This window comes from Corynebacterium pygosceleis (assembly GCF_016595275.2).
Classification (GTDB): Bacteria; Actinomycetota; Actinomycetes; order Mycobacteriales; family Mycobacteriaceae; genus Corynebacterium; species Corynebacterium pygosceleis.
This window is the reverse complement of the sequence record NZ_JAENIQ020000001.1, coordinates 550814-567799: the sequence shown is the minus strand read 5'-3', so window position 1 is coordinate 567799 and position 16986 is coordinate 550814. Positions and strand designations below refer to the sequence as shown.

Annotated in this window: 13 protein-coding genes and 1 tRNA gene; 4 read left to right on the top strand and 10 right to left on the bottom strand. The window is 66.6% G+C overall.

Going from position 1 to position 16986, the window contains the following annotated elements; translation table 11 throughout:
* Positions 1 to 99: 99 nt before the first annotated feature.
* The 7 genes from JIM94_RS02455 to JIM94_RS02425 all read right to left on the bottom strand — a co-directional run bounded on the left by JIM94_RS02455 (position 100) and on the right by JIM94_RS02425 (position 8451).
* A complete protein-coding gene (locus JIM94_RS02455) occupies positions 100 to 789 on the bottom strand; it encodes an N-acetylmannosamine-6-phosphate 2-epimerase (RefSeq protein ID WP_234039360.1) in 690 nt (229 codons plus the stop codon).
* A 26-nt stretch (positions 790 to 815) separates the two neighbouring features.
* Positions 816 to 1748 carry an ROK family protein gene (locus tag JIM94_RS02450; RefSeq protein WP_200252544.1) on the bottom strand — a complete coding sequence of 311 codons (933 nt, stop codon included), beginning with the start codon at positions 1746 to 1748 and terminating at the stop codon, positions 816 to 818.
* Positions 1749 to 1809: 61 nt separating this feature from the next.
* Positions 1810 to 2772, bottom strand: a complete 963-nt coding sequence (locus tag JIM94_RS02445) for a dihydrodipicolinate synthase family protein (RefSeq protein ID WP_200252542.1) — start codon at positions 2770 to 2772, stop codon at positions 1810 to 1812.
* Positions 2773 to 2821: 49 nt separating this feature from the next.
* On the bottom strand, positions 2822 to 3805 hold the full coding sequence (locus JIM94_RS02440) for an ABC transporter ATP-binding protein (RefSeq protein WP_200252540.1): 984 nt from the start codon (positions 3803 to 3805) through the stop codon (positions 2822 to 2824).
* Between the two features lie 8 nt (positions 3806 to 3813).
* Positions 3814 to 5787 carry a dipeptide/oligopeptide/nickel ABC transporter permease/ATP-binding protein gene (locus tag JIM94_RS02435; RefSeq protein ID WP_200252538.1) on the bottom strand — a complete coding sequence of 658 codons (1974 nt, stop codon included), beginning with the start codon at positions 5785 to 5787 and terminating at the stop codon, positions 3814 to 3816.
* 1 nt (position 5788) lies between these two features.
* Positions 5789 to 6745 (bottom strand): ABC transporter permease, encoded by a 957-nt coding sequence (locus tag JIM94_RS02430; RefSeq protein ID WP_200252536.1) that lies wholly within the window; start codon positions 6743 to 6745, stop codon positions 5789 to 5791.
* Positions 6746 to 6867: 122 nt separating this feature from the next.
* Positions 6868 to 8451: an ABC transporter substrate-binding protein gene (locus JIM94_RS02425; RefSeq protein ID WP_234039189.1), complete on the bottom strand. Its 1584-nt coding sequence runs from the start codon at positions 8449 to 8451 to the stop codon at positions 6868 to 6870.
* A gap of 323 nt (positions 8452 to 8774) precedes the next feature.
* Here JIM94_RS02425 and JIM94_RS02420 point away from each other — a divergent pair, with 323 nt between their 5' ends.
* Positions 8775 to 9542, top strand: coding sequence for a FadR/GntR family transcriptional regulator (locus JIM94_RS02420; protein ID WP_200252534.1), 768 nt, complete (start codon positions 8775 to 8777; stop codon positions 9540 to 9542).
* Positions 9543 to 9568: 26 nt separating this feature from the next.
* On the opposite strand, the gene wzt is transcribed toward JIM94_RS02420, so the two are convergent.
* Together wzt and wzm are read right to left on the bottom strand one after the other, a co-directional pair.
* Positions 9569 to 10393: a galactan export ABC transporter ATP-binding subunit Wzt/RfbE gene (wzt, locus tag JIM94_RS02415; protein ID WP_200252532.1), complete on the bottom strand. Its 825-nt coding sequence runs from the start codon at positions 10391 to 10393 to the stop codon at positions 9569 to 9571.
* 14 nt (positions 10394 to 10407) lie between these two features.
* Positions 10408 to 11304 (bottom strand): galactan export ABC transporter permease subunit Wzm/RfbD, encoded by an 897-nt coding sequence (gene wzm / locus JIM94_RS02410; protein WP_410170839.1) that lies wholly within the window; start codon positions 11302 to 11304, stop codon positions 10408 to 10410.
* Positions 11305 to 11390: 86 nt separating this feature from the next.
* On the opposite strand from wzm, the gene JIM94_RS02405 reads away from it, so the two are divergent.
* Positions 11391 to 12647: an aminotransferase class V-fold PLP-dependent enzyme gene (locus JIM94_RS02405; RefSeq protein ID WP_200252528.1), complete on the top strand. Its 1257-nt coding sequence runs from the start codon at positions 11391 to 11393 to the stop codon at positions 12645 to 12647.
* A gap of 28 nt (positions 12648 to 12675) precedes the next feature.
* Here the strand turns inward: JIM94_RS02405 and JIM94_RS02400 are convergent, their stop codons facing one another.
* A complete protein-coding gene (locus JIM94_RS02400) occupies positions 12676 to 13635 on the bottom strand; it encodes an NAD(P)H-quinone oxidoreductase (protein WP_200252525.1) in 960 nt (319 codons plus the stop codon).
* A gap of 112 nt (positions 13636 to 13747) precedes the next feature.
* Between JIM94_RS02400 and JIM94_RS02395 the strand changes: the two genes are divergently transcribed.
* Both JIM94_RS02395 and JIM94_RS02390 read left to right on the top strand, forming a co-directional pair.
* Positions 13748 to 13834: transfer RNA gene (locus tag JIM94_RS02395), tRNA-Ser, on the top strand.
* Positions 13835 to 15184: 1350 nt separating this feature from the next.
* The gene (locus JIM94_RS02390) at positions 15185 to 16981 is read left to right on the top strand and encodes a VaFE repeat-containing surface-anchored protein (RefSeq protein WP_200252522.1); all 1797 of its coding nucleotides are present in this window, start codon (positions 15185 to 15187) and stop codon (positions 16979 to 16981) included.
* Positions 16982 to 16986 lie beyond the last annotated feature (5 nt).

The window sequence follows — 16986 nt, the reverse complement described above, 5'->3', positions numbered from 1 at the left end:
GTCGCACAGGGACACGGACCGGAGAACGACGTCACCCACCGCCGGCGGGTGCACCGGTGGTGGGTGAGGGCGGCCCCGGTCAGGGACCGGGGGAGGGAATCAGTTCTCCGGAACGAACCAGCTGGTGATCGTCGTCGGATGCGTGATCGCGGTACCGACGCACGCGGCGAACGCTCCGCGCGCGAGGACACCGGCGACGTCCTCCGGTCGGTGCAGGCGGCCCTCCACGAGGACGGGCCGGTCCACCGCGGCGAGCACCTCGTCGATGAAGTCGTGGTCGGGCCCCGGGGTCTTCTCCCGGGCGTGCTCGTAGCCCGGTGTGTAACCGGCCAGCGTCGTACCGATGATGTCCGCCCCCGCCTCGGCGGCGGCCACCGCGTCCGGCACGGAGGCGCAGTCCGCCATGACGGCGACACCCGGGAATTCGGCGTGGATCGCGGCGACGGCGTCGGCGAAGGACTCCCCGTTGCCCCGCTCGCGGAGGGTGGCGTCGATGGCCACGACGTCCGCGCCCGCGAGCGCGCAGGCCCGCGCGTGCGCCACGGACGGGGTGATGTACACGCCGTCGTGTCCGTGTTTGATCAGCCCGATGACGGGAACCTCGACGGCCTGCCGGGTGGCGGCGATGTCCGCGACCCCCTGGACCCGTACCGCACGGGCACCTCCCTCGACGACGGCCTGCGCCATGGCCGCGGTGATCTCCGCGCGGCGCAGTGGTTCGCCGGGGTAGGCCTGGCAGGACACCACCAGTCCGCCACGGAGGCGGTCGAGGAGGGCGTCGATGCTCATGTCACTCATGGGATGAAGCTCCTTTGTCAGGGGTTGAGGTACGTGCGGGCGTGGTGCGCCGCACCGACGAGTGCCGCGTCGTCGCCGAGTTCGGCGGCGACGAGGGGGGTGTCCCGCAGTGGGGGCATCAGGGTCCGAGCGTAGGCCTCTTCGAGGGGGCCCCACCAGGTGTCACCCATCCGGGTGACACCACCGCCGAGGACGACGAGCCCGGGATCGAGGGCGTTGACGAGGGAGGCGATCGTGTGGCCGGTGGTGGAACCTGCGGCGGTGATGATGTCGGCGGCGAGGGGATCGGTCCTGGTTGCGGCGTGGAGCTGGTGTCCGTTGCCGACGCCTCTCCCACCGAGCCGGGTGTAGAAGGCGGTCATTCCGGGGCCGGAGGCCAGGTTCTCCAGGGTGTCGGTGTACCCGGCGCAGCTTTCGGGTGCGGTCGTGGTGACCCGGATCTGCCCGATGTGTCCGGCGACGCCGTGCACGCCGGGGACTAGACGGCCACCGACGATGACGGCTCCACCGATTCCGGTGCCGACCGCGACCATCAGCATCGAGTCGTGTCCGCGTCCTACGCCACCGGCGAGTTCACCGAGTGCGTGGGCGTGGACGTCGTTGATGACGGTGCAGGGGATGCCGAGCTCCGCCTCGACGTCCGTGGCGAGTTCGGTGCCCGCCCAGCCACGGATGGCGTCCGTCGCGGAGGTGATCCGGCGCCCGTCGGGACTGACGACACCCGCGCTACCGATCCCGACCCGGGTGGGGGCGGGACCGTCGTCTGCGTCGAGGACGCGGCGGGCGACCCGCAGCACCTGACGGACCACGGCGGCGCCGTCCTCGCGGCTGGGTGTCGAGGCGGTGGACAATCCCGTGACGGTGTTGTCCGCGTCCACGAGGGCGACGTTGATCTTCGTTCCGCCGATGTCGACCGCCAGCACGCGGCCGTTGTCACTGTCACTGTTCACGGGACCTGTCTCCTTGTCCTCTCGGTGCGTACGGTGCGTGTGGCGATGGTGATCCGGTGGGTCAGGAGGCGAAGGGGGCGATCCGGACGGAGTCCGGGTCGACCGTCGGTTCCAGGCCGCACGAGGACAGCACCCCGGCGATGGCGGTGAGGTTCTCACCGGTCAGGGCCGCGACGGGCTCCGGCATACGGTTCGTGGAGAACACGCCGAGGAGCATGAGCGCGGTCTTGAAGGCGCCGACACCCGCTCCGAAGCCGACGGCCCCGGTGGTGACGAGGACGATGCGCATGAGATCGGTGAGGTGGTCCTGCTCGGCGCGGACCGTCTCCCAGTCGCCCGCCCGGTAGGCGTCCCACTGGCGGACGTAGGCGGCCGGGTCGACGTTGCCGAGACCGGGGACGCACCCGTCCGCGCCGGACATGTAGGCGCCGTCGACGACGACCTCGTGGCCGGTGAGCAGTGTGAGGGGATGACCGGCGGCGGCGTTGTCGCGGGCGAGGAAACGGAAGGACACGTCGTCACCGGAGGAGTCCTTGACGCCCGCGAGGACACCGTCGAGTCCCAGCTTGACCAGCAGGTTGCCGGGCAGCTTGACGTGCACGCAGACGGGGATGTCGTAGGCGAACAGGGGCAGATCCACGGCGGCGTGGATCATGCGGAAGTGCCGTTCGATCTCGTTGATCCCGCCGAGGGCGTAGAAGGGGGCGGTGGCGACGATGGCGTCGGCGCCGAGTTCGGCGGCCGTGCGGGCGTGTTCGATGACCCGGTTGGTCTCCGTGTCGATGCAGCCGACGAGGACGGGTACGCGTCCGGCGACGGTCTCGACCGCCGCGGAGATGATCTCGCGGCGGCGTTCATCGGTGGAGAAGACGACCTCCCCGGATGAACCGAGGAAGAACAGGCCGTGGACACCGGCGTCGATCATGCGGTTGACCACGCGGTCGAAGCTGGCGCGGTCGAAGTTGCCGGCCTCGTCGAGCGGGGTGACTACCGGCGGGATGACACCGGTGAAGGGGGATTCCACTGTGGGCTCCTAGGTGATGGTTCAGATGATGGTGCGGCGGGACTGGCCGTCAGTGTGTGAAAGCGGACTCCGCGGGGTGCAGGAGCGACGGGGCCGCTCCGAGCAGGGTGCGGGTGTACTCGTCGGTCGGGTTCTCCAGGATCTGCTGGGCGGGACCTTCCTCGACGACGGTGCCACCGTTCATCACGGCGATCCGGTCGGACACGTAACGCACCGTCTGGATGTCGTGGGAGATGAACACCATGCCGAGGTTGAGATCGTCCTTCAGGTCCGACAGGAGGTTGAGGATCTGTGCGCGGACCGACACGTCGAGTGCGGAGGTCGGTTCGTCGGCGATGATCGCGTCCGGGTTCAGCGACAGGGCACGTGCGATGGCGACACGCTGCCGCTGGCCACCCGACAACTGTCCGGGGAGTGCCTGGAGCACACTCTCGGGTAGACCCACCAGGTGGATGAGCTCACGGATCCGTTCCTCGCGGTAGCTCTTGTTGTTGATCTTGTGCACGACCATCGGATCGAGCAGCTGCTCGGCGACGATCATGCGTGCGTTCAGGGCGGTCGCCGGGTCCTGGAAGACGACGGAGACCACGCGGCCGATCTGCTTGCGGTCCTTCGCGGAGCGCTTGGTCACCTTCCGGCCCTGGAAGTAGATCTCACCCTCGGTGGGGTCCTGGAGACCGCACATGACCCGTGCCGTCGTGGACTTGCCGCAGCCGGATTCGCCGACGAGACCGAGGGTCTCACCCGCGTTCAGCTTCATCGACACGCCACGCACGGCGTGGACGAGGTTCGGTTTGAAGATACCTCCCGACCGGGAGCGGAAGGTCACGGAGACGTCCCGCAACTCGATGATCGGGGTGGAACCGTCGTCGTTCGAGGCGGCGCGGCCGGTGGAGTCGATCTGCTGGGCGCGCACCGTCGTATCGGCGTGATCGGGGGCGGATTCGACGGCGTCCTGCTGGAAGGAATCCAGGGCGGACTCTGTCTCGGTGCGGGCGACCTCGTTGGTGTCCCGCTCGTTGTCGTTGGACATCGGATTGCTCACTTTCCGCTCTCGGCGAGTTCGGGTTGCACGGCGTAGAAGTGGTGCTCGCCTGCGGCGCGGGTGAGCACCGGGCGGGTGTCGAGACCGACGGTCGGGTGCGAGGAGCGGGGCGCGAAGCGGTCACCACGGGGGAAGTCCCGGGGGCTGGGGACGACACCGGGAACCTGGTGCAGTCGCCCGGAACCGGCCTCGATGGACAGCACCGAACCGAGGAGTCCGCGGGTGTACTCGTGCCGTGGGTCGGTCATCAGGTCGACCGTCGGGGCCTGCTCGACGACCTGACCGGCGTACATGACGGTGATCGAGTGCGCGACCTCGGCGACGAGTGCGAGATCGTGCGAGACGAAGATCATGGCGAAGCCGAGCTTCTCCTGGAGATCGTTGAGCAGTTCGATGACCTGCTTCTGCACCGTGACGTCGAGTGCGGTCGTCGGCTCATCGGCGATGATGAGTTTCGGGTCGCGGGTCAGTGCCATGGCGATGAGGACACGCTGCCGCTGGCCGCCGGACAGTTCGTGCGGGTAGGACTCGAGGGTGCGCTTCGGGTCGAGCCCCACGAGCTCGAGGAGTTCCTCGGCACTGCGGGTTCCGCCGCGCTTGGTCAGCTGCTTCAGCTGCGACTTGATGAGCATGGACGGGTTCAGGGAGGAGAGCGCGTCCTGGTAGATCATCGCGATCTCGTGACCCCGGAGCGCCGCGTGCTGCTTCGTCGAGAGCTTCAGCAGGTCGGTGCCGTCGTAGATGATCTCACCGTTGATGGTGGCCTTGCTGTCGAGCAGCCCCATGATGGTCAGGGAGGTGATCGACTTGCCGCAACCGGATTCACCGACCAGCGCCATCGTCTGTCCGGGACGGACCTCGAAGCTGACGTGGTCGACGACGTCGACGTCACCGTGGCGCGGGAAGCGGAGGCAGAGGTCCCTGACCTCGAGCAGAGGCTCGACGGAGAAGTCGGGGACGAAGCGGTCCGTGCGGCGCGACTCGATCTCGCGCAGGTCGGCCAGACGCCTGTTCAGGTCCTCCTCCTGGATCTTGTAGGCGGCGACCGGGTCGGAGGCCAGACGGTCGGCCTCGCGCTTCCCGGCGGTGTCCTCCGGGTTGATCTTGGTGGCGCCCGGTGCGGCGACGAGGGCGTCGGTGATGCCCTCGGCGAGCACGTTCAGTGAGAGAACCGTGATCATGATGGCGAGACCGGGGAACATCGCGGCCCACCAGAAACCGGTGAGCACACCCTGGCGGGCGGAGGCGATGATCGAACCCCAGGAGGGGTCGGGTTCCGGGACGCCCGCGTTGATGAAGGACAGGGACGCCTCGAAGACGATCGCGTCGGCGACGAGGACCGTGGCGAACACCAGGATCGGGGCGACGCAGTTACGGGCGACGTGCTTGATGAGGATCCAGGTGCGGGCGGCACCGGAGACCACGACCGCGTTGACGTAGTCCTCGCCCCACTGGTCGAGCACGTTGGCGCGCACGACGCGGGTCAGCTGGGGAATGTAGAGGAAGCCGATCGAGAAGATCAGGATCGGGATCGAGTTGCCGAACACGGCGATGAACACGGCGGCGAGCGCGATGCCCGGGAAGGACATGATGATGTCGAGGACACGCATCAGGGTCTCGGAGATCCAGCGTGAGCTGACTGCGGCGATGGAGCCGAGGACAGCCGCGCAGGCGAGTGCGAACAGGGTCGCGCAGATACCGATGGTGAGGGAGATCCGGGCGCCGTAGACCATGCGCGAGTAGACGTCGCGGCCGAGGTAGTCGGTGCCGAACCAGTACTCGGAGTTCGGGGCCACGTTCGGCCTGGTGATGAGCAGGGGATCGTGGGTGGCGAACACCGGGGCGAACACGGCGACGACGATGATGGCGAGGAGGACGATGACGCTGAGCCTGGAGGGCAGCGACATGGCCCGCCAGCGGCCGAACCTCAGTCCGGGCTTCGACAGCTTGTTGGTGAGTTCTCTGCGCATGTCACACCGTCCTGATACGCGGGTTGATGAGGATGTAGAGCATGTCGACGACGATGTTGACGACGACGAAGGCGAGCGCCACCGTCAGGGTCACGCCCTGGACGAGGTCCGCGTAGTTGGACTGGATGCCCTCGAGGATCGCCTGGCCCATTCCGGGCAGCGCGAAGATGACCTCGATGATCACGGCGCCACCCATGAGGTAGCCGATACGGAGACCGAGGACGGTCACCGGGGTGATCAGGGCGTTGCGGAGGACGTTGCGGGCCACGACGACGTGCTTGGGGATACCGGCACCGAGGGCGGTGCGCACGTAGTCCTTGTCGAGTTCCTCGACCATGGAGGTACGGACGACACGGATCAGTGAACCTGCGACGGGGATACCGAGCGCGAAGGCGGGCATGAGCATCCGCATCATGTAGGCCTTGGGATCGGATTCGAAGGCGATGAGCGGCCCGGACGCCGGAAGGATGTCGTTGTTGATGGTGAACGCCTGGATGAGGAGCACCGCGAGCCAGAAGGACGGCGTCGCGACGAAGATGATGGAGAACACGCGAATGATCTGGTCGATCCAGGAGTCGCGGTAGAGAGCGGCGAGGACACCGAAGATGAGGGCCATGATCACCGCGATGATCAGACCGTAGAAGGTCAGGGAGATGGTGACGGGGAACGCTTCGGCGATTCGTCCGGAAACGGGGAGGCGCTGCGAGGTGTAACTTCCCAGATCGCCGTGGAGGAGTCCTCCGAGGAAGGCGAAGTAGCGGACGAAGAGCGGGTCGTTCAGACCGTATTCCTCGTGGTACGCCTCGATCTGTGCGGCAGAAGCGCCCTCACCGAGGGCTCCGTACGCCGGGTCGACCGGGTTGAAGGACATCACGAAGAAGACGAGGAATGTGATGCCCAGGATCATGATGGGAAGTGCCAGGAGGCGGCGCCCGATGAGCCTGATCAGGTTGGACACGTGAGTACCTCAGGTTGTTGTCGAGTGGTGGTCCGGCGTGCGGTGCCGTGCGGAAACCGCCTGTGGCCCCCGCATCGGGAACGGGGCGGGGGCCACAGGGAGGGTCCGAAAAGGGGACGGTGTTACTTTGCCTCGACGTCGAGGAAGGAGATGCCGGTCAGGGCGATCGGCTGGAAGCCCTCGACCTCGTCGTTGTTCCACGCGGAGGTGACGCTGCGGTGGAACAGCGGGTAGATCGGAACCTCTTCGGCGATGACGTCGTAGGACTGGTTCCACAGGTCCTGCTGCTCGTCGCCGGTGGCGCGGACGGCCTTGTCCATCAGCTCATGGAGCTTGTTGTAGCCGTCGGAGCCCTTCCAGCCGGAGCGCTTCTGGGTCCAGGCGTTGTCGCCGTACCACCAGTTCATCAGCAGGTCGGGGTCGTTGCCGAAGACCGAGGGGTCGCCGGGGGCGAGGACCACGTCGAACTGCGGGTCGTCGACGTCGGTGACGTTGGAGTACATCGCGCCGGAGGCCTGCGTGTCGATGGTGTCGACGGTGATGCCGGCACCGGCCAGCTGCTGCTGGATCAGCGGGGCCATGTTGGCGATCCAGCCGTGGTCGGTGGTGTTGAGGACGAAGTGGAGGTCCTCGACGCCGGCCTCCTTCAGCAGTTCCTTCGACTTCTCGGGGTCGTAGGTGTAGACCTCGGACGCCTCGTGGTAGTTCGGGTGCGACTCCGGCAGGAACGAGGTCGCCGCCTCGGCGCTGCCGTCGAGGGTGTTCTCGATGAGCTCGTCGGCGTTGATGCCGTAGAGCACGGCCTGACGGACCTTCGGATCGTTGAAGGGGGCCTTCTGGGTGTTGAACATAACGAAGGGGAGGTTGAAGCCCTGCTTCGCCTCCATCTCGGCCTTGCCCTCGAGCAGGCTCTTGCTCACGGAGGGGACGTTCTCCATGGCGACGACGGAACCCTCGCTCATGGCGGTGACACGTGCGGTGTCATCGACGAGGATGTCCCAGCGCATCTCATCGGCACCGGCGGGACGGTCACCGTTGTAGTTCTCGTTCTTCGCGAACTTGACGTGCTTGGACTTGATGGCCTCGGTCATCTTGTACGGGCCGGTGCCGATCGGGGCGGACTTCAGCTCGTCGTCGGTCTGGCCCTCGGGGACGACCTTGACCAGGGAGATACGCTCGTTGACCAGGGAGAAGGGGTACTTCGTCTTGATGGTCACGCCGTTGTCGCCGTTGGCCTCGACGGAGTCGATGAAGGAGAGCATGGGGGCGTAGAAGCCGTCCATGGTGCGGTTGAACGCGGCGACGACGTCGGCCGGGGTCACGTCGGTGCCGTCGGAGAACTTCGCCCCGTCACGGAGGGTGACCTCGTAGGTGGTGTCGTCGACCTTGGTCGGCAGTTCCGCGGCGAGTGCCGGGTAGACCTCCCGGGTCGCGGGGTCGAGCTCGGTCAGGCCCTCCATGGTGTGCCAGTTCGCGGCGAGCGCGAGCGCGGAGGTGGTGGTGCCGGGATCGTAGTTGTCGGTGTCGTAACCGACGGCTGCGGTGATGATGCTGGCGCCGCTGCTGCTCTCGGAGGAGCTGTCGCCGGCGGCGGCGGGCTCATCCTTGGTGGTGGTGCCGCCGCCGCAGGCGGTCAGGCCGAGGGCGGCGATGGCGGCCAGGCCGGCCATCCGCGCGAGGGTGCGCTGTGAAGTGGGTGCTCGCATTGAGGGCTCCTCTTTGGTGTTCACGGGAAGTTGTCAGACATCTTACGAACCCGATGATACGGGGTGCATGAAATCCGCTCAATGAAACGGGAAACGGAAAGTAACGAAACGCAAACGGTGCATATCTGACATGTGCTTTTAATTCTAGCGCCCACCCCCGAAAGGGGGAGTGCTTCCCGTGCTTTTCAGAACCCCCACGATGTGAAATCGCCACAAAAATGTCCAAATTATCGTGTGGATCACAGTTTGTGGCGCTTCCGGCCCGGGCCACAGGGACGATCATTGCACGATCCCTGTCGGACAACCGTGATAGCTTTGGCGTCATGAGTATGAGGCGTGCCGATCAACCGGACGTGGATTCGGTGGAAGAGTTCCCGGTGGGGGGCGCTGCGTCCCGGGCACAGTCCGGTCGCAGCCGGAAGGACGCGACCAGCGAAGCCATCAAGCAGTTCATCCTGGACAACAGACTGCGGTCCGGTGACCCCCTCCCGGGGGAGACGAGTCTGGCTGAGGCGCTGGACGTCTCACGGTCCTCCGTGCGGGAGGCGCTGCGGCGCCTGGAGGCGCTCGATATCGTCGTTGTCCGCCGTGGATCGGGCTCCTTCGTGGGTTCGCTGTCGATGTCTCCGCTGGTTGAGGCGCTCATCTTCAAGACGACCCTGTCCGCCGGTGGGGATCTCGCCACGCTGCGTGAGGTCATCCAGGTGCGTCGCTTCCTGGATCTCGGCATGTCGGAGGCCCTCTGCGGACGGCTCCGGGGAACCCGGCAACCCGGACTGACGGCCCTGGTGCACTCGATGGTCGACAGTGCGGAGAAGGGCGAGACCTTCACCGACGCCGACCTCGCGTTCCACGACGGGCTGCTGGCCCTCGCGGGCAACGAGGTGGTCCGGCAACTCGTCAGTTCGTTCTGGCAGATCCATCAGGCGGTCGTCCCCACTCTCGGTCTCGCCGTGCACGAGGGACTCGTGCAGACCGCACACGCCCACGGTGACATGCTCGAGGCCGCGATCGCGGGGGACATGCGTGCCTATGAGCGGGCGGTCTGTGACCACTACCGGCCCCTGGAGACGATCCTCGACAACCGGTGAGGATGGTCGCCACCGGGCGTGTCGGATCACTCCACGGCGGCGTCCCCGCCGTGGACGCCCGTGTTCTCCTCCCGCATGCGCCGTATGAGGTTGCGCACGTGATCCGCGGCGCCCCTGCCCTCGTACGCCTCGACCACGTCGTCGACGCGTCCGGCCTGCCGGATCTGACCGTGGTCCACCCACAGGGCGGTGTCGCAGAGCTGGGCGAGGAAATCATTGGAGTGGGAGGCGAAAACGAGGATGCCTGATCGGGCGACCAGTTCCTCCAGACGTGCCCTCGCCTTCGCCATGAACGCCGCATCGACGGCCCCGATACCTTCGTCGAGGAGCAGGATCTCCGGCTCGATCGATGTGACCACCCCGAGTGCGAGGCGGATCCGCATGCCGGTGGAGTAGGTGCGCAGCGGCATCGCCAGATACTCACCGAGCTCGGAGAAGTCCGCGATCTCCTCCATCTTGTCCTTCATCTGTTTCCGGGTCTGCCCGAGGAACAGTCCACGGATGATGATGTTCTCGTAACCGGAGATCTCCGGATCCATGCCGACGCCCAGATCGAAGACCGGGGCGACACGGCCCCTGATGTGGGCACTTCCCCGGGTCGGCTCGTAGATACCGGACAACAGACGCAGCAACGTCGATTTTCCGGCGCCGTTGTGCCCGACGAGCCCCACGCGGTCACCCTCCCGCAGATGCAGGTTGATGTCCTTCAGTGCCTCGACGACGACGACATTGTCCGAGTTGCGGCCGATGGCACCGCCCGCGGCGCCGAGGAAGGCCTTCTTCATGGAACGGGATTTGGCGTCGAAGATCGGGAAATCGACGCAGGCGTTGTAGGTGTCGATGGAAACCATGTGGTGTGTTCTCCTTACACCCAGTAGCTGACGCGGAATCGCCACTGCTTCATCGCCAGCAGCGCCAGGCACAGTCCGGCGACCGTGCAGCCGATGACGATCCACCAGTGGTAGACGGGCAGATCCGCGCCGATGAGCGGGGCGCGGAGGACCTCCATGTAGTGGTACAGCGGATTGAGCTGGGCGAGTTTCGCCCGCTCCGAGATCTCCCCGCCCTGATCCTTGAGGGTGGCTGTGGTCCAGACGATGGGCGTGATGTAGAACAGCAGCTGGACGAGAGCCTCGAGGAGCGGGGAGACGTCACGGTAGCGGGTGGCGATGATGCCGAAGAACATCGACACCCACACGCCGTTGAGCACCAGCAGGAACAGTGCCGGGATCGCCAGGAAACCCTGCACGCCCAGTGGTCGGGGGAAGACCATCATCAGCACCACCCAGATCACCATGTTGTGCGCGAGGAACAGCAGCTGCCGCCACACCAGCCGGTACACGTGCACCGACAGGGCACTCGGCAGCTGCTTGATCAGCCCCTCGTTCTCGATGAAGATGTCGGACCCGTCCTTGATCGCACCCGAGATGAAGTTCCACATGATGAGCCCGACGGTGACGTGCGGCAGGAACTCGGCCACCGGGATGCGGAAGAGCACCGAGTACAACAGGCCGAGGGCGACAGCCATGACGCCGGTGGCGATGGTGATCCACAGGGGGCCGAGAACGGAACGGCGGTACCGTTGCTTGATGTCCTGCCAGCCCAGTTGAAGCCACAGCTCATGCTGGAAGAAACCGCGCACGAGATCGGACCAGGCTGCGGCGAAGGTCGTCGACCGGGAGCGGTACCCACCGGGGTCCTCGGCGCGGACCAGCCGCGCTATGTCCCCGGACAGGTCTTTGGTTGAATGGCTATCTGACACAATGAACACCCTAGCGGCCCGGGTGCGCCACACGCGGCAGGCGGGCATACTGGCGGGTGATCACCGGACAGGACGAGGAGGCGGACATGGCCCTTGATGTGGCCCGCGTGCGCGGACTCTACGTGTCGTTGAGTGACGGCTGGACCTACCTCAACGCCCATGAGCTCCCGCAGATTCCGGAGCGGGTCGCCTCCGGAGTGGCCACGGCCTTCCGGACCTCCGCATCAGCCACCCCGGGCCAGGTCGCCACCGGGAGCCACGGCCTGACGGCCCCCGGTGGGGGGCGTCGCGGCGAGGCGTTCACGGACTCGGCACGGCGCGCCGTCGCCGATCTCGTCGGTGCATCCGCGGACCGGGTCGTCCTGGGGCCCAACCGTGAGGTTCTGCTGCGTACCCTCGCGGATGCCGTCCGTCCCCGGTTGCGGCGGGGCGGATCGGTCATCCTGAGCAGGTGCGCCGACCCCTCACTGAACAATCCGTTCGTGCCGCTGGGCGACATCGACGGCACCTGCGTCCGGTGGGCGGAACCCGACCTCGGCACCGGGGAGTGGCCGGCGTGGCAGTACCGGGATCTCGTCGACGGTTCCACCCGGCTCGTCGTGGTCAACGCCGCCCACCGCCTCCTGGGTACCGTGGCACCCGTCGCCGAGATCGCCGAGACCGTCCATTCCCGGTCGCGTGCGTGGGTGCTCGTCGACGCCTCCACCGTCGCCGCGTACCGGGGCATCGACATGGACGACTGGGGGGCGGACATCGTCCTCGTTGATTGTTCCGTGTTCGGTGGCCCGCAGGTCTCCGCGCTCGTTTTCCGCGATACGACGATGTTCCCCAGGCTGGACGCCGCCTGGGAGGACGCACCCGCGGACAGTGCCGTGAAGCTGGAACTCGGTCCCCTCCCGGTGGGGCTCCTCGGTGGTGTGGCACCCGCCGTGGACCATCTGGCGGGCCTGAAGGAGACCGCCCGGGGCAGTCGCCGCAACAGGCTGGTTGAATCGACCGGAGAGTTGGAGGACTACATGCACTTCCTGTCGCTCCACCTCGTCGATTCCCTCCAGTGGCTCGGTGGACTCCACCTGCTCGGGATCACCGGTGAAACCGCCGGGGACGTCTACCGGCAGGACCGGATACCCCGGGTGAGTCTCGTCGTCCCCGGTGTCGATGCCCGGGCCGTTCAGCAGCGGTTGCTGGACAACCGGCTCATCACCACCGTGAGTCCACCGGACCCGCTTCTGGATCAGATGGGAGCGGGGGAGGCCGGCGGCTCCGTGACCGTGGCCCTCGGCCCGTTCAACACCACCGCCGACATCGACCAGCTGACCCGGGCCGTCGCCTCCTTCGGCTGACCCCGGCCGAGGTCCCGGGTGCCCGCGTTCAGTCGAGGGTGAGGACCAGTTTGCCGGTGACCTCACCCGAATCCAGCAGGCGGTGTGCCTCCGCCGCCTGTTCGATGGGCAGGGTCCGGTGGATGTTGACCCGCACCCGGCCGTCGTCAAGCATGGGCCACACCCGTTCGACGACCTCCGCCACGATGCCGGCCTTGTCCTCGAGGTCCCGGCCGCGCAGCCCCGTCGCGGAGATCGAGCCCCGCTTGGACAACAGGCGGGCGATGTTCAGCTCGCCCTTCACGCCACCCTGCATGCCGATGATGACGATGTGCCCGTCCATCGCCAACGCACGGAGGTTCGGATCGAGGTACTTCGCCCCCATGATGTCGAGGATCACGTCGGCGCGGTTCTTCAGCACCTCCGCGAAATCCTCCTCCCGGTAGTTCACCAGGATGTCCGCTCCCAGCTCACGGCAGGTCTCGAGCTTCTCCGCCGATCCGGCGGTCACCGCCACGGTGCAGCCCAGCTGCTTCGCCAGCTGGATGCCGAAGGTCCCGATACCGCCGGCACCACCGTGCAGGAGAACGGTCTGGCCCTCGCGCAGCCCCGCGACCGTGACGAGATTGGACCACAGTGTGCAGGCGACCTCGACGACGGAGGCGGCTTCCGCGAAGGAGTAACCCTCCGGTACCGGCAGTAGTTGGCCGACCGGGACCGCGACGTATTCGGCGTAGGCGCCTCCGGCCAGCAGGCACGCGACCTTCTCGCCCTTCTTCCGGTCGGTGTCACCCGGATCCGTGATGACACCGGCGCATTCGAGGCCGATGATCTCGGAGACACCGGGCGGCGGCGGGTAGTGGCCGGCGGCCTGGAGCAGGTCGGCACGGTTGACACCCACGGCCTTCACCTCGACCAGGACCTCGCCGGCCCTGATTTCGGGGGTGGGGACCTCCGTCCAGGTGAGTGAGGTCCTGTCGTCCGGATTTTCCAGTGTGATTGCCTTCATGTGGCCCAGGGTAGGGGAAAGCGGCTGTCGCGTCCGGTGTTTCACGCTCCCTGCGCGGTCGGGACCGTGTTGGTGCCGGGTCACGGTGATCCGCTAGGATTGTCCGGGTCGAGGAAGTATGGCAGAGCGGCCGAATGCACTCGCCTTGAAAGCGAGCGTCCCTTGAAACGGACCGGGGGTTCAAATCCCTCTACTTCCGCCGAGAAACCCCCTGCACAGCAGGGGGTTTCGTCTGTTTCCGGACACCACCCCACGATAATCCCACGACAGTGGAGGCCCGGGGCGACATCCGTGGGCCGCTGTGTCGCCCCGGTGTCGCTGTCGCGTATCGCTTCCGATGGTGGTGGGGTGCGGGGCCGGCGGCGTCCGTCCGCCTGTGGTCGCCGGTCGCCCGATCGTTGTCGCGTGTGGGGAGAGGTCCGGGCGGTCGGTGCGATCGCGGGGGTTCCCTGTCGTGGATCAGCTCGGTTCGACCGCCGTACGGAACACCTGAGGGTGTCGAGACAAACATCACAGGAGAGATTTTCAGGCGGGAAGATCACATCCGGAGGTGCGTATGGGCACCTAGTTTCGTTCATGAAAAGCATGTTCAATTTTGGGTGGCGGAGTAGTTTCCGGTGCCGTGCATTGTCACCCACCGGCTCATCGGTGGGGTTGTGTCGTGTTTCCGGGTGTCGCCTCTCCCGGATGTGGATGTGTGGTGTCCGCGGAATTTCTCCGCGGTATTCGCCGGTTGTCCGGGGGTCGATTCTCCGTTCATGTCTCTGCCGTACCGGTGTCGGGGGAGGGGTCGGCCCGTCCCGGGGGGCGGCGCGGCACCGCCGGGAGGTCTGTCCGGTTTTGGCGGGGAAGGGTGCGGTGACGTCCGGGGGCTTGTGTGTCAGACGTCGGGTGCCCGGCGGGGCCGGGGTGTCCGATGGCCCCTACCAGGGGAGAGCGGGGATGGGGTTGACCTGGCGTGTGTCCCGGCTTGGGTCGTGCGGGTGCTTCCGCGGCGGGATGTCCGCCGCGTGCGCGCCTTCATCGTGGTGCGGTTCCGGTCCGTTCCTGTCGTGGCGTCCGGGTGGCGTTCTCCCGCCGGTTTCCGGTGTCCGCGCTGCGGTGGGAGAGGCTGACTACGACGGCGGTCAAAGATGGTATCTAAATGCTCTACCGGATTGAATCCACAGGGTTTCCGCGTGTCCATTTCTCAGTTTTTTTGAGGGGATTGCGTAGGCTTCACCTCGCGGTCACAAAAGGGTGATTCGTGAATAAAACACTTGTTCACAGGATTTATTCCGGAAACTGACAGAGTCTTCCGTGACGTTTCCGGACCGCCCTCGGGAACGTCGCGATATTCCTTAAAAAGATATGACTTATTGATATGAAAGATATTTCCACCTACGGTTAGCTCGTTCGCTACAGCTATTGAGGTCGGGTGGCCGCAGCCCGGTGACGAGGACGTGCAGATGCACGGCCAACGTCGATCGAACGAAACCGGCACGCCCCCGTCCATGACTCCCGAAAGGTGGTAACCGTGTTTTCTTCAGCGCATCGGAGCAGGAGGGGGGTGGCTCTGTTCCTGGCACTCGTCCTGGCGGTCTTCGGTCTGTCCGCACCGTCCGGAACCGGAGTGGCATCCGCCGCAGACCGGAACGGGCAACCGACCCTGACCACACCGGTCAAGATAGATTCCCAACTCATCGACAAGGGATACCGGTTCGAGGTCGCGGAGACCGGCGACATCCGATCCGTCGCGCTGTTCATGGTCGAACTCCCCGACGGCCGGATCGCGCGGGCGTACTGCATCAACGCGGTCATCGGCAGTGCGGAAGGTGCACACAACCTGAGCAGTTTCGGTGAACAGGGAATCCCCGGAGGCCCGCACGTCCGCTGGGTCCTGAAGAACTCCTACCCGGAGATCGGTGCGCGTGAACTCGCCGCGAACGCCGGTGTCACCGGCGCCTTCCCCGAAGAGGCCGCGATCACCGCCACCCAGTTCGCACTCTGGCACTTCACCAACCCCGACGTGCAGCGTCCGCGAATCGTCGAGGTGAGTGAAGAAATCCGGATGAACGTCGACACCGTCGCCGACTACCTCATCGACCACGCCACCGCCGAGACCGCCCCGGAAGCCAACCTCGTACTGGCGCCCACACAGCAGAACGGACAGGCGGGATCCGACATCGACGGATTCACGGTGACCACCACCGCGGAGAGCGGCCGACTGACCCTCACCGGGGCTCCCGCCGGTGTCGAGCTCATTGACCCGGCCCGGAACGTCGCCGTCGGTACCACCGCAGAAGTCACCTCCGGCCAGCGATTCGCGGTTCGCGTCCCCGCAGGGACCGAAGCGGGCACCGCGACGCTGACCCTGGAGGCCGACGTACCGCTGCAGGCGGGATCCGTTCTCGTCTACACCGGAGGCGTGGCCCAGCAGCTCGGCCTGGTCTCGGACACCGCGCCCGTGCGCCAGGAGGTGAGGGCCGCCGTCAGCTGGACCGCGGAACCGGCACCGGAACCAGAACCCACCATCGGGACCCTGGCCCGGGACAAGGCCGACGGCGACAAGACCCTGGATCACACCGGTGGCACCGTGGTGGACACGGTCAGCTACAGCGGACTCACCCCGGGACAGACCTACACGATCACCGGTGAACTGATCGACGCCGACACGGAGCGGTCCACGGAGATCACGGCCCGCCACACGTTCACCCCGGATGCCGCCACCGGAACGGTCGATGTGGAGTTCACCGTCCCCGCGGCGCTCGCGGGGCGGACCCTCGTCGTCTTCGAGAAACTGTTCACCGGCTCCCGTGTCGAAACCGGTGCGGTGCCGGTGGCGGTGCACGAGGATCTCAAGGATCTGAACCAGACGGTCACCGTGGCGGAGAAGCCCGTCACCGACGTGCCGACGCCCACCGATGAACCGGGTGCCCCGGGTGACGGTGACGACTGTGGTGGGGACGGTCACGACGTGTCCTCGTCCGGCGGGGACTGTGGGGCGGGTTCCGCTCTGTCCGCCGCGGGCCTGCTCACGCCGTTGATTCCTGCGGTGGTCCTCGCGGTACTGGCGGGCGGCGCATCGAGTGCCGTCGGCTCCGTCGCACCGGTGACCGGTTCCGCCCATGTGCCGGCCACGGTTCCCACCCGGGCGCCGGTGAATGGCGGAAGTGTCACCCCGGTGGCGCCGGCCCCGTCATCCACGGTCGCCCCGACGCCCGCTGAAGAGGCTCAGGTGCCTGCCGCTGAACCCCGCAGACTGCTGGCTAACACGGGTGCGAGTGTCCTGCTGGTCGTCCTGGCGGGACTGATCCTCCTTCTCCTGGGGGCCTCCCTGGTGCAGGTGCGTCGCCGGCGTTCCTGACGAAT